This is a genomic window from Amycolatopsis sp. NPDC004625, from assembly GCF_040609695.1.
In the GTDB taxonomy this organism is placed as follows: Bacteria; Actinomycetota; Actinomycetes; order Mycobacteriales; family Pseudonocardiaceae; genus Amycolatopsis.
The window spans coordinates 190,727-206,774 of sequence record NZ_JBEXKX010000007.1 but is presented as its reverse complement, the minus strand read 5'-3'; the positions used below and the strand labels follow the sequence as shown (position 1 = coordinate 206,774).

The following is a 16,048-nucleotide window of genomic DNA, read 5'->3' as shown; positions in this document are numbered from 1 at the left end:
TGCTGGCCATGAGTGACGGCCGCCGTGAGCGCAAGAAGGCCCAGACCCGGTCCCGGATCCAGGAGGTGGCCCTCGACCTCTTCGCGAGCCAGGGCTACCGGGAGACGACGATCGCGCAGATCGCCGCGCAGGCCGACGTCGCGACGCGCACGGTGACGCTGCACTTCCCGGCCAAGGAGGACCTGCTGTTCGCCGACGACCCGTTCACGGCGGAGTCCTTGGAAGCGTGGCTGCGCGAGCGCACGGGCGGCACGCTCGACGCGGTCCGCGCCTGGATGCACGCGACCATGCACGCCCTGGACGAGCGCGACTCTGAGCTGGATCCCGCGCGCGTCTGGCAGCGGCGTGCGTTGCGCGCGGGCCTGCTGATGGCCGACGACGACCTGCGCGGCCGCGCCCGCGCGGGCTACCGCGACCTGGAAGTCCTGGTGGCCACGGGGATCGGCGAAGACATCGGCCTGGCGGCGGACGCGCTGCTCCCCCGGCTCACGGCCGTCACCGTCGTGACGGGCCTGCGCGAGATCTACGTGACGCGCGAAGGCCGGGCCCGGCCGGCGACGAGCGATCTGGCTCCCCTCGTCGACGAGGTGCTCGCGTTCGCCGAAGCCGGGCTGGCCCGCGGCGGGGCCGCGGCAGGGGAAATTTGCCCGGCTTGACCAGTTCCGGGCCACCCCGCAATCCTGGGAGTCTTGTCCGCTCCTGGAGGGGGATCCATGCGACGGCTCACGGTACTGCTCTGCGCGTTTTTCCTGACCGCCACCGCGGTTCCGGCCGCGGCCGACACGCCACCCGACCCGGTTCCCGGGGAAAGACCGCCGCTGGGAATCACCTGGGGCGCCGGGAGTTCCTACTGCCTCTACCAGTTCGGCGAGGACCGCGTGAAGGCCGCGGCCGACCAGCTCGCCGATTCCGGGTTGCGCGACGCCGGCTACACCCACGTCATGCTGCCCAACTGCTGGCAGGCGGCGCAGCGCGACGCCGACGGCAAGCTCACCGCCGCCGCCGGGTACCCGTCCGGCATCCCGGCGCTGGTGGACTACGTGCACTCGCGCGGCCTCAAGATCGGCTTCACCAGCGGCACCGGCGAGCGCACCTGCGGCGGCCAGGTGCCCGGCTCGCTCGACCACGAGGACCTCGACGCCCGGACCTTGGCCGGCTGGGGCGCGGACTACCTGCGTTACGACACCTGTTCCAGCGCCGACGCCGACGTGCCCGGCCGCGTCCGGAAGATGGCGGACGCCCTCGCCCGCACCGGCCGGCCGATCACCCTCGAAGTCGACGACGCCGACCGCGCCCTGAGCCCGTGGCTGTGGGCGCGCGCGGCCGGCGCGCAGGTGTGGCGGACGTACAAGAACCCGCCGTTCGACTTCGGGTATTCGGCGGGCAGCCTCGACAAGCAGTACGGCCTGGAGGGCTACAACGGCCCCGGCGGCTGGAACATGCCGGGCGCGTTCACCTTCAGCTACCTCGACACCGGTGAGCGCCAGGCGAAGCTCGGGCTGTGGGCGGTGCTCAACGCGCCCCTGGTCACGGACATGGCGCTGGCGGCGGACGCGACCCTGCCGGCCGAGCTGAACAACCCGGACGTCATCGCCGTCGACCAGGACTGGGCGGGCGTCGCCGGGCACAAGGTGCGCGACACGGGCTGGACCGAGGTGTGGACGAAACCGATGTCCGACGGTTCGGCGGTGCTGGTGCTGTTCAACCGCGGCGAACTGGCCGCACCGATCACCACGTCGGTGACCGACGCAGCCCTCCCGGCGGCGCCCGGCTACCGGGTGCGCGACCTGTGGACGGGCGAGGAGACCGAGACGACGGGCGCCCTGGCCGGAACCGTCGGCCGCCACGCGGCGACCGTGCTGCGGGTGTGGCCGGCGGGTGTTGCGGCGGCCCCGCGGACGTCGCTCACGGTGGAGCTGCCGGATTCCGTGCCGCCGTCCCAGCCCCTGACGGCGACGGTCCGGTTCACGAACGCGGGATCGACGCCGGTGACGGGCGCGCACCTGCAGCTGACCGCGCCCGCGGAGTGGGCGTTCGACAGCCCGGCCGAGGCGTCGAGTGCGACGGTGGAGCCGGGAGCGACGTGGGAGACTTCCGTGACCCTGCACCCGCTCTCGACGGCGACGCAGCCGTTCAAGATGCCGGCTTCCGTTTCGTACACGACGGTTTCCGGTGCTCGTGCGTTGGGGGCGTCGGCGGAGGCGCCGTTGCTGCTGGCGCCGAACCAGCCTTCCACCAACGGGTTGCTGAACACGCAGCCGTGGATGTCCAGCGAGAACGGCCTGGGTCCGGTGGAGCGCGACAGCACGGACAACGGCCACCCCCTGACGATCAACGGCAAGACGGACACCCACGGCGGCCTCGGCGCGCACGCCCCCTCGGTGGTGCGCTACTACTTGGGCGGCAAGTGCAAGACGTTCACGGCGACGGTGGGGGTCGACGACCGCGGGCCGGGCGGGACGTTGGGGTTCCGGGTTCTGGGTGACGGGGTGGAGCTGGAGGCGACCGGCGACATGCGGCACGGGGATGCGGCACAGCATCTGGCGGTGCCGGTGAAGGGGGTGCAGGTGCTGGCGCTCGCGGTGGACGACGCGAGCGACGGGTCGGCCGGGGACTGGGGTGACTGGTTGTCGCCTTACATCAGCTGTTGAGGGGTCTTCGTGGTGCCGCCGATCCCCTGCCGGCGGCACCGCGGTGGCCGAACGCCTCGGCGGCGTGCCGAGTCCTCACTGAATGGCGGGTTTCTCACTCGCCGTCAACGGCACCGAAGATTCGAAACTCGGTTCTCTCTCCGAGAGACCCAGAGCCGGAAGGACACTGCTCGGCAGCCGCGCCAGATCCGGATTCCGGTCAAGGGTAAGCTGCTGGGCCGGGGTCAGTTGATGCACCACCAACACACCGTCGACCTTGACGATGAGCAATGCCTCCACACGAATGACCACGTCTCGATAGTCTTTTATCGCACCGATGACGGGCCCGAGGTTCTGCAGCATCACCGAAGTGTTCTGAGCGTTGGACGAATGGATCGCGCGTGAGGCAGCACCTTGCACTATGGCGGCTTTGACCTCTCGACCGGCATCCGAATCCGCGGCTCGCTTGAAAGCCAGCGTCAGGCGGCGGTACCAGGAACCAATGACCGGGTCGTGCCGTAGAACAACGCTGCCACCAGCAGATTCCACCAGCCTGACCACAGCCTCTTCGACTTGCTCAGCGCCTGCCGAGTCGTCGAGGTAGATCGTGGCCACCGAGGTCCGATCTCGGTTGCCCCGCTCGGTTTCGTCCAGTCTCCGCAGCAGCTCGTTTCGCTCTCGTAGCAGGTCGTCGAATCGATGGGACAGGCCCACGAGCCGGTAGTCGGCTTCTCCAAGCAGTTGGCCCAGGTAGCCGGCATCCATCGAACGCAGGTCGGACTCCCGCAGATCAGCGATGATTCTTCGGATCGCGTCAACCAGGTCCGAAATTTCCCCACTCACCGGCGCGGGCCGCGAAATATGAACCGCCCCTACATTGCCGACTTGAAACACCTGGCCGACTTCGCCGCTGGTATTCACCCTGCCGGTGGCGCCCGTCGAAGAGTCTTCGCTCATGGGTTCATTCTCCCCTGTTCTCTGCTCCTACGCCGAGCGGCACTGCTGCTCACCAGCATGCGGCCAACGCGCTCTCAGCACGCCTTGTCCCGTAGACTCACGGAGAACGGGGGTGCGCGTGCGGGTTGCCGATCTGCTGCAGTCGCCGCTGCTGCCGCCCGGGAAACCCGTCCGGCGCACCGCCCAGCTTCTCTCCGGCCTCACCCTCTACGGCATCAGCGACGCCCTCGTAGTCGCCGCCGGGCTCGGTGTTGAGCCCTGGGATGCCCTCGCCCAGGGGCTCACCCGGACCGTCGGCCTCAGCATCGGCGTCTGGACCAACATCATCGGCGCCGCCGTGCTCCTGCTCTGGATTCCGCTGCGGCAGAAACCCGGCGTCGGCACCCTCTGCAACGTCCTGCTCGTCGGGACCTCGATGGATCTCACCCTCGCCGTCCTGCCGCCGCTGCAAGTGCTCTGGCTGCGGTGGGTCGTGCTCGTCGGGGGGATCGTGCTCAACGGGTTCGCCACCGGCTGCTACCTCGGCGCGCAGGCCGGGCCCGGGCCGCGGGATGGGCTCATGACCGGGCTCGCCGCGCGCGGGTACCCCGTCTGGGCCGTGCGGTGGGGCATCGAGCTCGCCGTGCTGCTGATCGGGTTCCTGCTCGGGGCCACCGTCGGGATCGGGACCGTGCTCTACGCCTGCGCCATCGGGCCGCTCGCCCAGCTGTTCATGCCCCTGCTCGACATGGACCGGAAACCCGCCTGACGGCCGAACTCGCGGAACACCGCCGTCGACACCCGGTCGCGGCCCGCGTACCACTCCGGGTGCCACTGGACCCCGAGACACGACGAGCCCGCCGACGCCGCCTCGATCACGCCGTCCCCGGACACGGCCTCCACGCGAAGGGCCGGGGCGAGCCGGTCGATTGCCTGGTGGTGCAGGGAATTGACCCGGACCGTCGAAGCACCCAGCAAGCGCCGCAGCACGCCGTCCTCGCGAAGACGCACCTCGTGCGCGGGCAGGTACTGCCGGTCCCTGGGCTGCGAAACGTCCTCGCGGTGCTCGTCGCCGGGCAAATCCCGCAGCGTGCCGCCCAGGGCGACGTTCAACTCCTGCAAACCCCGGCAGATCCCCAGCACCGGCACGCCCTCCCGCAGCGCCGCGGGCAGCACTTCGAGCGCGAGTTCGTCGCGGGCCGGGTCCGCCGGGGCGAGCCGGGGCGGACCGCCGTAGCGGGACGGGTGGACGTCGATCTGGTGGCCGCCGAACACGATGCCGTCGAAACGGCCGATCAGGTCGGCCAGATAGGGCGCCGGGCCGCCGACGACCGCCACCGCGCAGCCGGAAATCCGTTCCAGGGCCCGGACGTAGACCTCGCGCACGGCGATGTGCGAGACGTCGTCGACCGGTTCGGCCGACGCGGCCAGTGCCACCAGCGGCCGGGCGCTCACCGGGCCCGCTCCAAGGCCTGGGCGAGGTCCTCCAGCAGGTCGTCGGCGTGCTCCAGGCCCAGCGACAGGCGGATCGAGCCCGGTGTGACGCCCGCCGCGCGCTGGTCGGCTTCGGGCAGCTGGGCGTGCGTGGTCGACGCCGGGTGCGTCGCCAGGGACCGGACGTCGCCGATGTTCGTCACGTGCGCGAACAGGTGCAGCGCCTCGATGAACCGGCGGCCCGCCGCCTGCCCGCCGGTGAGCTCGAACTGCACCAGCGGCCCGCCGTTGCCGCCGAGGTAGCGCTCCAGCAGCTCCTCCTGCCCGGCCAGGCTCGGGTGGCGGACCGACGCCACCGCCGGGTGCGCGGCGAGGAACCGGGCCACCGCGGTCGCGTTCCCGCCGTGCGCGCGCATCCGCAGCGGCAGCGTCTCGATGCCCTGGATCAGCAGGAACGCGTTGAACGGGCTCAGGCACGACCCGAGGTCGCGCAGCAGCGTCTCCCGCGCCTTGAGCAGGTACGGGCTGCGGCCCAGCGCGCTGTCGAGCCCGGCGCCGGTCTCGGTCCACACGACGCCGCCGTGCGCGGGGTCGGGTTCGGTCAGCAGCGGGTGCCGGGCGGCGTGCCGGGTCCAGTCGAACGTGCCGCCGTCCACGATGAGCCCGCCCAGGGCGCTGCCGTGGCCGCCGATGTACTTCGTCGCCGAGTACACCAGGATGTCCGCGCCGAACTCCAGCGGCCGGCAGACCATCGGCAGCAGCGTGTTGTCCAGCACCAGCGGCACCCCGGCCTGGTGGGCGAGCCCGGCGACGTCCTCGATCGGGAAGATGCGCAGCTTGGGGTTGGGCAGCGTTTCGCCGAACCAGCAGCGGGTGCGGTCGTCGGTGGCGGCGGCGAAGTTCTTCGGGTCCGCCGGGCTGACGAACCGGGTCTCGACGCCGAACCGGGCGAAGGTGTTGGCCAGCAGGTTCCACGTGCCGCCGTAGAGCTCGTCGGAACTGACGATGTTGTCCCCGGCCCGGCACAGGTTGAGCAGCGCGATGGTGGTCGCGGCCTGGCCGGAGCCGACGGCCAGCGCCGCCGGAGCGCCGTCGGCCGCGGCGATCCGCGCCTCGAGGACGTCGCACGTCGGGTTGTTGAGGCGGGTGTAGGCGTGACCGTCCTCGGTGAGGTCGAAGATGGCCGCCGCGGTCGCCGTGCCGGGCAGTTCGTAGGCCGCGGTCTGGAAGATCGGCGTGATCACCGGCGGGGTCGGCCCGGTGCGCAGTTCGGCGCCCGCGTGCAGCACCGCGGACTCCGGGTGCCGGTACCGCTTCGGCGCAGGTCGGTCAAAGCCCGGCATGAGCGTGCTCCCTCGGTTCCGACATGGACTCCACGATCGCGCTGACGGCGCTGGGCTGCCCCTGCGGCCCGCGCGTGAACAGCCCGCCCAGCGCGGCGTCGACCGCGGCGTAGTCCGGATCGGCCAGCCGCACCCGCCGCGCCTTGCCGAGGTTCCAGAACGGCGTGCGCGGGTCGAGGTGGTGCTCCAGGTGGTAGTTGTCGTTGTGGATGCCGGTGAGGAACTTCTCCCAGCCGCGGCTCTTGCGGTTGCGCGTCATGTGGAGGTCGACGCGGGCGTCCCGGACGAGCGGCGTGTGCTCGGAGAGTTCGATGTACCAGCCCAGGATCTGGAAACTGGTCAGGTAGGGCACGAACCAGAACAGCAGCAGTTCCGCCGTCCGGCCCTGCGACCAGCACACGCCGAACACGGCCGCCCAGAACAGCCAGAACCCGGCCCGGTCGAGCGCCCGCTTGCGGCGCCGGACCTGCGGCACCTGCTCGACGCGGCCGCCGCGCAGCACCCGGTACCGGTTGCGGACCAGGTAGCGCAGATACGCCCAGGTCTGGCTGCCGAGCAGCGGCACCAGCACCACCCGGCGGACGTAGGCCCGCGGCGAGGCGGCCCGGTAGGCGCCCTGCTCGATGAAGAACCGCAGGTCCGGGTCGCGGTCCGGATCACCCAGCCGCGGGTGGTGGGTGAACACGTGCGAAACCTTGTAGGCGTAGTGCTGCTGGAAGATCGGGTACGCGGTCAGCACGGTGCCGAGCAGCATCCGCAGCCGGTGGTCGGCCGCGCCGACGCCGTGGGCGCAGTCGTGCAGGATGGTGGACAGCCCCCGCTGGCGGGCGCCGATGACCAGCACCGCCAGCGGGTAGAACCACCACGACACCGCGAGGCACAGCGTCACGCACCCGGCGATCCAGGCGGCGTCTTCGAGCCAGGCCAGCCCGGCGTGCCAGTTGTCGCTGCGGTTGAGGGGTTTCATCCGGGCCCGGACTCCGGCGGGGAAGCGGTGCGTCCGGTACCGCCGGCCGTCGTAGGCCCATTCGGTGCCCGGCATCAGACGAGCGCGGTCAGCGGGACGCCGATCAGGGTGGGATCGAACCGGCTGACGCCGTCCAGCAGCTCGTCGATCTTCGTCATGACGGCGGCGTCGAGCACGACGTCGGCCGCCTTGATGTTGTCCGTCAGCTGCTCGGGGCGCGAGGCGCCGGTGATCGCGGTGGCGACGTTCGGGTTCTGCAGCACCCAGGCCAGGGCCAGCTGCGCCATGGTCAGGCCGAGCTGCTCGGCGACCGGGCGCAGGTCCTGCACGCGGCGCAGCACGTCGTCCTGCAGCCAGCGGACCATGTAGCCGCTGCCCTCGCCGTCGGTGGCGCGGGACCCGGCCGGCGGCCGCTCGCCCGGCCGGTACTTGCCGGTCAGCACGCCCTGGGCCATCGGCGACCAGACGAGCTGGCCCATGCCCTCGCGCTCGCAGGCCGGGACGACCTGCGCCTCGATGACCCGCCACAGCATCGAATACTGCGTCTGGCTGGAGATCAGCGGCACGCGCAGCTCGCGGGCCAGCGCGGCGGCGCGGGTGATCTGCTCGGCGGTCCACTCCGAAACCCCGACGTAGAGGACCTTGCCCTGGCGCACCAGGTCGGCGAAGGCCAGCATGGTCTCCTCCAGCTCGACCGTCGGGTCGAACTGGTGGGCCTGGTAGAGGTCGAGGTAGTCGGTCTTGAGGCGGCGCAGGGAACCGTGCGCCGACTCCATGACGTGCTTGCGGCCCAGGCCCTGGTCGTTGGGACCGCCCGGGCCGGTCGGCCAGTACACCTTGGTGCAGATCTCCAGGCTCTCCCGGCGAAGGCCGGCCAGCGCGCGGCCCAGCACTTCTTCGGCGCGGGTGTTCGCGTACATGTCGGCGGTGTCGAACGTGGTGATGCCGGCGTCGAGCGCCGCTTCCACGCATTTCTTCGCCTGTTCCTCGGCCACCTGGGATCCGTGGGTGATCCAGTTCCCGTAGGAAATCCTGCTCACTGAGAGGCCGCTGCGGCCCAATCGACGATGTTCCATGACTCAAGACACTCCAAGGAAATTTCCGGACAGTCAACGTTTGAAATCGCGGAACAAGGGGCCGTCGATGGGGTCATAGAAAGTGTTGATGAGCCCATCAACCGGGCCATGATCACATTTGCCACGATCATTTTCCGCTGAGAGCGTGAGGTATCTGCCGGGGGAAATCGGACGGGGAGAACAATGACCGACAAGATCATCGACGCCGCACGGGCGGCGACCGTGGCGGCCCCGCCGCTGGGCGACGAGGCGTACGGCCGGTTCTGCACCGGGCTGGCCCGCCGGCTGGCCGCGGCGTGGCCGCGGATCCGCGCGGCGAACGACGCCGACGTCGGACGGGCGCGGGAGCAGGGGCTCCCCGGCGTGCTCGTCGACCGGCTCCGGCTGACCCGCGACCACCTGACCGACCTGGTGACGCTGACCTCGACGGTCGCCGGGGAAATGCACGAGCTCACCCGCCGCCCGCCGGGCACGCCGATCGGCGACTGGGGCGTGCGGCACCGCGTACCGCGGCCACTGGGCGTGGTCCTGATGATCTTCGAGGCCCGCCCGACCGTCACCGTCGAGGGCGCCCTGCTCAACGTCGCGGCCGGGAACGCCGTGATCCTGCGCGGGGGCAAGGAAATCGCCCGGACCAACGCCGAACTCGGCGCCGCGGTCACCGCCGCGCTGGCGGACGCCGGGCTGCCCACCGGCCTGGTCACCGTGCTGGACGACCCCAGCCGCGCGCTGCTGCGGGAGCTGCTGCGGCGACCCGACGCGATCGACGTGCTCATCCCCCGCGGCAGCCCGTCCCTGATCGACTACTGCCACCGGGCGAGCACCATCCCGGTGCTGGCCAGCGGCGGCGGGGTCAACCACCTCTACGTGCACTCCAGCGCCGACCTGGCCCAGGCGGTCGCGATCGCGCTGGACAGCAAGCTGCCCGCCCCGGCCGGCTGCACGTCGCTGGAGATCGCGCTGGTCGACCGGCCGGTCGCCGACGAGTTCGTCGCCGCCCTGCTCGAAGGCGCCCGCCGCGACGGGCGGCCGCTGACCGTGCGGGTCGGCGAAGGCATCCGGCAGCCCGAAACGACCGGGCAGTGGCAGGTGGAACCGTTGGGCGAGCACGACTTCGGCCGGGAGTTCCTCGACAGCACCATCGGTGTCGTGGCCGTCGGCTCGCCCGACGAGGCGGTGGCGTTCATCCAGCGGTACGGCTCCGGGCACAGCGAGGCCATCGCCGCCACCGATCCGGCGGTCACGGCGGCGTTCACCGGCCGGGTGGACGCGGCCACCATCGTCGTCAACGGATCCCTGCGCCTGAACGACGGCCCGACGCTGGAGCTCGGCTCGGAGATCGCGATCAGCACCAGCAGGCTGCACGCCCGCGGGCCGATCACCCTGTCCGCGCTGGTGAACCACTGCTGGGTGGTCGAGGCGCACGGCCGGCTGCGCGAGGCGAGCTGATGACCGCCCCCGCCCGGCCGCCGCTGCTGCTGCCGCTCAGCCGGCGCCCGCACGCCCCGCAGGCGGTGCTGGTGCACCCCGGTGGCGGCGGCCTGAGCCCGTACACGCCGCTGGCCGTCCGGCTGGCCCGCCGCGGCGGGGTGAGCGGGATCCGCGCCCGCGGCCTGTTCGCCGGCGAGCGGCCCGACACCGCGATCGACGTGATGGCGCAGCGGTACCTGCCGCTGCTGGAGACCCTGCCGCGCCGCCCGGAACTGCTGGTGGGCTGGTCCATGGGCGGGGTGCTGGCCTGGGAGCTCGGTGCGCGGCTCGCCGCGACCGGCCCGGCCCCCGCGGTGGTGATGATCGACAGCTTCACCCGCCGGGACGAGTTCGCGGGCGCGACCCGCCGCGACGTCGTCGACCGGATCATGCGGTCGGTGCACGCCCGGGTCGCCCGCCGCGACCAGCCGTGGGCCGAGGCCACCGCGCACGCCCACGTCACCGCGTCCGGGCGGCACCGGGTGACCCGCACCCACCCCGGCCCCGCGCTGCTGATGGCCTGCGCGAGCCCGCACCGGCGCACCCAGGTCGAGAACTGGGCCCGGCTGTCGGCCCGGCTGCGGACCCGCGAACTGGACTGCGGCCACTTCGACGTGTTCGGCCGGAAAGCGCTTCCGGCCGTGCTGGCCCACCTCGACGAATTCCTGACCGGAGAACCGAACCGAACCCCGCAACCCCTTGGAGGGAAACGATGACGACCGGACCCGACCGCCCGACGGTCTCCGACTCGGTCAAACGCGTGGTGATCGCCGAATCCCGGCTTTCCCTGACCCCGGCGGAGATCCCCGGCGACGAACCGCTCAACGGCGACCTGCTGCGCATCAACTCACTCGGCTTCGTCGGCATGCTGGTGCACCTCGAAGACGCCCTCGACGTCACCCTGCCCGACGACCTGTTCGTCGGGCGCACCTTCCGGACCGTCGACGACCTCGTCGACGTCGTCGCCGAAGGTGCCGGCGAGCCGGAGGAGGCGCGATGAGCACCGTGTCCCTGCCCACGAGCTGGCGCAGCGTGCTGCCGCACCTGGACGAGCCGCTGCCGCCCGACCGCAGCCCGGAGGCGCCCGCGAGGGGGTCCGACGCCGGCGTGTCGGTGAACCTGCCGTTCGCGCTGGTGCGCCAGTCCTCCCAGAACCGCGAGTTCTGGGACATCCCCGCCGAGGTGCTCGACGCCTACCGCAGCTTCCGGCCCACCCCGCTGTGGCGGGCGCGCCGGTTCGAGGACGCCGTCGGCGCCCGGGTGCCGATCTACGTCAAGTACGAAGGCGGCAACATCTCCGGCAGCCACAAGCTGAACACCGCGCTGGCCCAGGCGTACTACTACGCCAAGGCGGGGGTGAAGGAGCTGGTCACCGGCACCGGGGCCGGGCAGTGGGGCACCGCGCTGGCCGCCGCCTGCGCGATGTTCGGGCTGCGCTGCCGGGTGTTCATGGTCGGCACGAGCCTGCAGAAGAAGCCCTACCGGGGCACGCTGATGCGCAGCCTCGGCGCCACCGTGCACGCCAGCCCCAGCGAGCTGACCGAGGTGGCCGCCCGCACCGGCGGCGGCGTGAACAGCCTCGCCCTGGCCATCGGCGAAGCCGTCGAATACGCCGGGCGCACCGAAGGCGCCGCGTTCTGCATCGGCAGCGGCGAAACCTACAGCATCCTGCACCAGTCCGTCATCGGGCTGGAGGCCATCGGGCAGCTCGCCGGGCTGGAGGCCACTGTGGACAGTGTGGTCGGCTGCGTGGGTGCCGGCTCGAACTTCGGCGGGATCGCGCTGCCGTTCTTCGCCGAGGCCGCCGCGACCGGGACGGCGGGCCCGCGGCTGGTGGCCGCGGAGTCCAGCACCACCCCGAAGCTCACCCGCGGGGTCTACGCCTACGACAAGACCGACGCCACCGGCGTCAGCCCGATGGAGGCGATGTACACGATCGGCAGCTCCTACCCGATCCCCGACTCGCACTCGGCGGGCCTGCGCTTCCACGGCGCGGCGAAGCTGATTTCCGCCATGCGGCACCGGGACCAGGTCACCGCCCAGGCCGTCGGGCAGGTCGAGGCCCTGGAGGCCGGGCAGGCGTTCACCCGCTCGGAGATGGTGCTGCCCGCGCCGGAGTCCGGGCACGCGCTGGCCGTCGCCGCGCGCCTGGCCGCCGGCGGCGGGTCCGCCCGCGGCGTCCTCGCCTGCGTGAGCGGGCACGGCTACCTGGACCTGGCCGCCTACCAGCAGCTGCTCGACGGCGAGCTCAGCAGCGAGCCGCCGGTGGAGGAGGCGCTGGTGACGGCGATGGACCGGCTGGCACCGGTGCCCGGGCTGGCGATCGCGGGGAGTGGTCATGGTGCCTGAACCGCTGGACCACCGCCTCTTCGACTGCGTCCAGGTGAACCTGGCCGAACTCGCCGACCGCCTGCACGGCGACGGCTCACACCTCGCGCTGGGCCGGGTCCTGCGCTTCTGGCCCCGGCCGGGCGCGGACGGGCTGCCCACCGTCGAGCCGCAGGTCGACTCGCAGGTGGCCGAATCGGCCGACCTGCTGGGCCTGCGCGTCACCCGGCGGGCGCGGATCGCCGCCGCGGCCGAACTCGAACCCGGCCCCGGCTGCTACGCGGTGGCGGACGCCTACCACCTGCCCTGGGTCCCCTACCACCGCAAGGAGCACCTGCAGCACAGCTTCCTGGTCGAGCCGGACGGCGACGGCGTCAGCGTCGTCGACGGCTACCACAACGACACCCCGTGGGGTGCGGCCCGGCCGGGCCGGTGGACCCTCGGCCGCGCGGAGCTCGCCGAAGCGCTGCCCGAAGGCGCGCTGACGTACGAAATCACCGCGGCCGACCGCCCCGCCGAGCGGACGCCGCTCGTGCAGCTGGCCGACGCCGGGACGTACGTCGCGGCGTACGCCGACTTCCCGGACCGGGTGCGGGCGTTGCGGGGCCTGACGCTGCAGACCTGGCTGCTCACCCGCAGCCGCCGGCTGCACGCCGCCGCGATGGGCACCGGCACCGAGGCGGTCCGGGCGCACCTGGCCGAATGGGACGCGCTGGCCAAGCAGGTCTACCTGGCGAGCCGCCGGGTCGCCGCGGGCCGGGAGGAGCCGCGCTCGGTGTTCGGCAGGCTCGCCGACTGCCTCGCCGCGGACCACACCGCGTTCGACGCCACCACGGTCACCCCGGAGTCCACAGTGGACTCCGAGGAGGTGCCGCCGGAGGTGCGCGAGTCCGTCTCCGCGGTGATCCGGACCGTGCTGGGCACCGGGCCCGCCGAAGGCGACCGCACGCTCGGCGACATCCCCGGCTTCAGCTCCTTCCGCATGATGGAGATCGTCGAGCGGCTGGAAAGCGACCTGGGCGTCGAATTCGCCGCCGAGGACCTGGTCCCGGAAAAACTCACCCACGTCGACGGCCTCTGCCGCGCCGTCCTGGACGCAGGAGGATCACGATGACCTACTCCCCCCGGGTGCTCCACGAACTGCTCGACCACGCCGCCCGGCTGTGGCCGAACCGGACCGCGCTGACCTGCCGGGACGCTTCGATCACCTACGGCGAGCTCGCCACCGCCGCCCGGCGCGTCGCCGAGTCGCTGACCGCCCGCGGCGCCCGCCGCGGGGACCGGCTGCTGATCAACGCCCCGGCGAGCACGCTGCTGCCCGCCGTGGTCTTCGGCGCCGCCCGCGCCGGCGTGGCGTTTTCGCTGCTGCACGAACAAGTTCGCGGCCGCAGCCTCGACCACGTGCTGGCCGACTCCGAGCCGGTGCTGGTGGTGACCGGCGACGAGGACGTGCGACGCTCGGCCGACGCGGCCGGCGTCCCCTCGGCCCCGGTCGAGGACCTCGCCGCCGGCCCCGGAGCCGGCGTCACGCTGCCCGCTCCCCCGCTGCCGGTGGACCCGGTGTGCCTGATCTACACCTCGGGCACGACGTCGCTGCCCAAGGCCGTGGTCAGCACCCACCAGCAGCTGCTGTTCGCCGCCGGGGCGATCGCGTCGGTGCTGGAGTACCGCACCGAAGACGTCGTCTACAGCCCGCTGCCGCTGTCCTTCGACTACGGGCTGTACCAGGTGTTCCTGTCCGTCACGGCGGGCTCGAACCTGGTGCTGGGCGCGCCCACCGAGGTGGGGCCGTCGCTGGTGCGCAACCTGGTCCGCGCGAACGCGACCGTGCTGCCCGCCGTCCCGGCCGTCGCCGAGGCGCTCAGCGCGCTGCTGCGACGCCGTCCGAAGCCCGCCCCGGCGCTGCGGCTGCTCACCAACACCGGCGCGGCGATGCCCACCGGCACGCTGGAATCCCTGCGCGCGGCCATCCCGACGCTGCGGGTGCAGCTGATGTTCGGGCTGACCGAGTGCAAGCGCGCCACGATCATGCCGGTCGACGGCGACCTGGACCGGCCCGGCTCCAGCGGCCGCGCCCTGCCCGGGACCGAGGTGTTCGTCATCGACGAGGCCGGCGAGCGGCTGCCCGCCGGGGAGGTCGGCGAAATCGTGGTGCGCGGCCCGAACGTGATGGCCGGGTACTGGCGCCGCCCGGAGCTGACCGCGCAGAAGTTCCCGCGCGTGGCCGGCCTGTTTCCGGAACTGCGCACCGGCGACTACGGCCGGCTCGACGAGGAGGGTTACCTCTACTTCGACGGCCGCCGCGACGACATCTACAAGGAACGCGGATTCCGCGTCAGCGCCACGGAAGTCGAAACGGCCGCCCGCGGGGTACCCGGTGTCCGCGAAGCCGCCGTGCTGGTCCCGAAGGACACCCGCCCGGCGTGGCTGTTCGTCACCGGCGAGCTGGCCGCCGAAGGCGTGCTCGACGGGATGCGCACCCGGATCGAGGAGTTCAAGATCCCGGCGAGCTGCCTGCGGGTCGAGGCGCTCCCCCTGACCGGCAACGGGAAGGTCGACCGCAAGGCGCTGGCCTCGATGGCGGAGGAGGTGTCCGGTGGAGGCGCTCGCTGACCGCCCGGCGGTGACCCCGGACCTCGCCGGGATCCCCACGCCCGCCTACGTCTACGACCTGGCCGAGGTCCGCCGCAACCACCGGCGCCTCGACGCCGCCCTGCCCGCCGGCAGCGGGCTGCTGTACTCGCTCAAGGCCAACCCGCACCCGGACGTGCTGGGTGCCCTGCGCGAGGCCGGCGCCCGGCCGGAGGTCTGCTCCTCCGGCGAGCTGCGGGCCGCGCTCGACGCCGGCTGGGCCGGCGACCGGGTGCTCTACACCGGCCCGGCCAAGCGGGACGCCGAAGTCGCGGCCGCGCTGCGGGCCGGGGTGCGCGAGTTCTCCGTGGACTCCCCGCACGCCGTCGCCCAGCTCGACCGGCTCGCCGGCGAGGCCGGGGTCCGGGCCCGCTACCTGCTGCGCGTCAACGACGACCAGCCGGTGCCGGGCCAGGGCCTGGCGATGACCGGCGTGCCCTCGCAGTTCGGCGCCGACACCGGCTGGATCCTCGCCGAGCCCGCCCGGTTCGCCGGGGGCGAGCACGCCGAGGCGGCCGGGCTGCACCTGTACATGGGCACCAACCTCACCGCGGTCGGCGACCTGCTCGGGCAGTTCGGCCGGGCGCTGGACACCGCCGCGCGGCTGCGGGACGCCCTGGCGCCGCACGGCGTCCGGCTCCGGACGTTCGACCTCGGCGGCGGATTCGGCGCCCCCTTCGCGAAAGAAGGCACCGCGGGCGAACTGCCCGGCCTGCGCGAAGGGCTCGAAGACCTGCTCGCCGCCAAGCTGCCGGGCTGGCGCGAGCGGGACCTGGAAGTGGTGTTCGAGTCCGGCCGGTACCTGGTCGGCACGGCGGGCACGCTCGTCACCGCGGTGCTCGACGTCAAGCGGTCGCAGGGCAAGGACATCGTCGTGCTCGAGTCCGGCATCAACCACCTCGGCGGGATGTCGGGGATGCGGCGGCTGCCCCCGCTCTCGCCGCACGTGCTCGGCCCGGCCGGCCCGCCGGTGCTGGACGCGCTCGTCGCCGGCCCGCTGTGCACACCGCTGGACACCTGGCACCGCACCGCGAAGCTGCCCGCGCTGAGCCCCGGCGACCTGGTGACGGTGCCGAACGTCGGCGCCTACGGGCTGTGCGCCAGCCTCGTCGCCTTCCTGGGCCACCCCCTGCCGGCCGAGGTCGTCGTCGACGGCGACCGGCCCGGCGCCCCCGCGCGGACCTCCCGCGTGGAACTGGTCAGGACCACCGACCACAACGAACAGGAGTGAAC

Annotated in this window: 15 protein-coding genes; 10 read left to right on the top strand and 5 right to left on the bottom strand. The window is 72.6% G+C overall.

The window, feature by feature from the left end:
• The first annotated feature begins 8 nt into the window (after nucleotides 1–8).
• On the top strand, nucleotides 9–656 hold the full coding sequence (locus ABZW17_RS10760; RefSeq protein WP_354811904.1) for a helix-turn-helix domain-containing protein: 648 nt from the start codon (nucleotides 9–11) through the stop codon (nucleotides 654–656).
• A 57-nt stretch (nucleotides 657–713) separates the two neighbouring features.
• Nucleotides 714–2,651 (top strand): NPCBM/NEW2 domain-containing protein, encoded by a 1,938-nt coding sequence (locus tag ABZW17_RS10755; protein WP_354811902.1) that lies wholly within the window; start codon nucleotides 714–716, stop codon nucleotides 2,649–2,651.
• A gap of 75 nt (nucleotides 2,652–2,726) precedes the next feature.
• Here the strand turns inward: ABZW17_RS10755 and ABZW17_RS10750 are convergent, their stop codons facing one another.
• Nucleotides 2,727–3,587 carry a hypothetical protein gene (locus ABZW17_RS10750; protein ID WP_354811900.1) on the bottom strand — a complete coding sequence of 287 codons (861 nt, stop codon included), beginning with the start codon at nucleotides 3,585–3,587 and terminating at the stop codon, nucleotides 2,727–2,729.
• A gap of 112 nt (nucleotides 3,588–3,699) precedes the next feature.
• Between ABZW17_RS10750 and ABZW17_RS10745 the strand changes: the two genes are divergently transcribed.
• Nucleotides 3,700–4,335 (top strand): hypothetical protein, encoded by a 636-nt coding sequence (locus ABZW17_RS10745; protein ID WP_354811898.1) that lies wholly within the window; start codon nucleotides 3,700–3,702, stop codon nucleotides 4,333–4,335.
• On the opposite strand, the gene ABZW17_RS10740 is transcribed toward ABZW17_RS10745, so the two are convergent.
• Genes ABZW17_RS10740 through ABZW17_RS10725 form a run of 4 tightly spaced genes read right to left on the bottom strand, consistent with a single transcriptional unit; the run spans nucleotide 4,263 to nucleotide 8,386 of the window.
• Complete coding sequence (locus tag ABZW17_RS10740; RefSeq protein ID WP_354811896.1) at nucleotides 4,263–5,021, bottom strand: gamma-glutamyl-gamma-aminobutyrate hydrolase family protein; 759 nt, start codon at nucleotides 5,019–5,021, stop codon at nucleotides 4,263–4,265. The two genes, ABZW17_RS10745 and ABZW17_RS10740, sit on opposite strands and share 73 nt — an antisense overlap.
• The gene (locus ABZW17_RS10735) at nucleotides 5,018–6,343 is read right to left on the bottom strand and encodes a PLP-dependent transferase (protein WP_354811894.1); all 1,326 of its coding nucleotides are present in this window, start codon (nucleotides 6,341–6,343) and stop codon (nucleotides 5,018–5,020) included. The genes ABZW17_RS10740 and ABZW17_RS10735 overlap by 4 nt, the downstream gene beginning before the upstream one ends.
• A complete protein-coding gene (locus ABZW17_RS10730) occupies nucleotides 6,330–7,385 on the bottom strand; it encodes a fatty acid desaturase family protein (protein ID WP_354811892.1) in 1,056 nt (351 codons plus the stop codon). Before ABZW17_RS10730 ends, ABZW17_RS10735 begins: the two co-directional genes overlap by 14 nt.
• Nucleotides 7,385–8,386, bottom strand: coding sequence for an aldo/keto reductase family protein (locus tag ABZW17_RS10725; protein WP_354811890.1), 1,002 nt, complete (start codon nucleotides 8,384–8,386; stop codon nucleotides 7,385–7,387). Before ABZW17_RS10725 ends, ABZW17_RS10730 begins: the two co-directional genes overlap by 1 nt.
• 183 nt (nucleotides 8,387–8,569) lie before the next feature.
• Between ABZW17_RS10725 and ABZW17_RS10720 the strand changes: the two genes are divergently transcribed.
• The 7 genes from ABZW17_RS10720 to ABZW17_RS10690 are packed head-to-tail and all read left to right on the top strand — an operon-like array spanning nucleotide 8,570 to nucleotide 16,046.
• Nucleotides 8,570–9,835 carry a glutamate-5-semialdehyde dehydrogenase gene (locus tag ABZW17_RS10720; RefSeq protein WP_354811888.1) on the top strand — a complete coding sequence of 422 codons (1,266 nt, stop codon included), beginning with the start codon at nucleotides 8,570–8,572 and terminating at the stop codon, nucleotides 9,833–9,835.
• Nucleotides 9,835–10,572 carry an alpha/beta fold hydrolase gene (locus ABZW17_RS10715; protein ID WP_354811886.1) on the top strand — a complete coding sequence of 246 codons (738 nt, stop codon included), beginning with the start codon at nucleotides 9,835–9,837 and terminating at the stop codon, nucleotides 10,570–10,572. The genes ABZW17_RS10720 and ABZW17_RS10715 overlap by 1 nt, the downstream gene beginning before the upstream one ends.
• Entirely contained in the window at nucleotides 10,569–10,856 is a 288-nt protein-coding gene (locus ABZW17_RS10710; RefSeq protein WP_354811884.1) for an acyl carrier protein, read from the top strand. The genes ABZW17_RS10715 and ABZW17_RS10710 overlap by 4 nt, the downstream gene beginning before the upstream one ends.
• Nucleotides 10,853–12,205, top strand: coding sequence for a TrpB-like pyridoxal phosphate-dependent enzyme (locus ABZW17_RS10705; protein ID WP_354811882.1), 1,353 nt, complete (start codon nucleotides 10,853–10,855; stop codon nucleotides 12,203–12,205). The genes ABZW17_RS10710 and ABZW17_RS10705 overlap by 4 nt, the downstream gene beginning before the upstream one ends.
• Nucleotides 12,195–13,298 (top strand): acyl carrier protein, encoded by a 1,104-nt coding sequence (locus ABZW17_RS10700; RefSeq protein ID WP_354811880.1) that lies wholly within the window; start codon nucleotides 12,195–12,197, stop codon nucleotides 13,296–13,298. The genes ABZW17_RS10705 and ABZW17_RS10700 overlap by 11 nt, the downstream gene beginning before the upstream one ends.
• A complete protein-coding gene (locus tag ABZW17_RS10695; protein ID WP_354811878.1) occupies nucleotides 13,295–14,797 on the top strand; it encodes a class I adenylate-forming enzyme family protein in 1,503 nt (500 codons plus the stop codon). Before ABZW17_RS10700 ends, ABZW17_RS10695 begins: the two co-directional genes overlap by 4 nt.
• Nucleotides 14,781–16,046, top strand: a complete 1,266-nt coding sequence (locus ABZW17_RS10690) for a type III PLP-dependent enzyme (RefSeq protein ID WP_354811876.1) — start codon at nucleotides 14,781–14,783, stop codon at nucleotides 16,044–16,046. Before ABZW17_RS10695 ends, ABZW17_RS10690 begins: the two co-directional genes overlap by 17 nt.
• The last annotated feature ends 2 nt before the right edge of the window (nucleotides 16,047–16,048 follow it).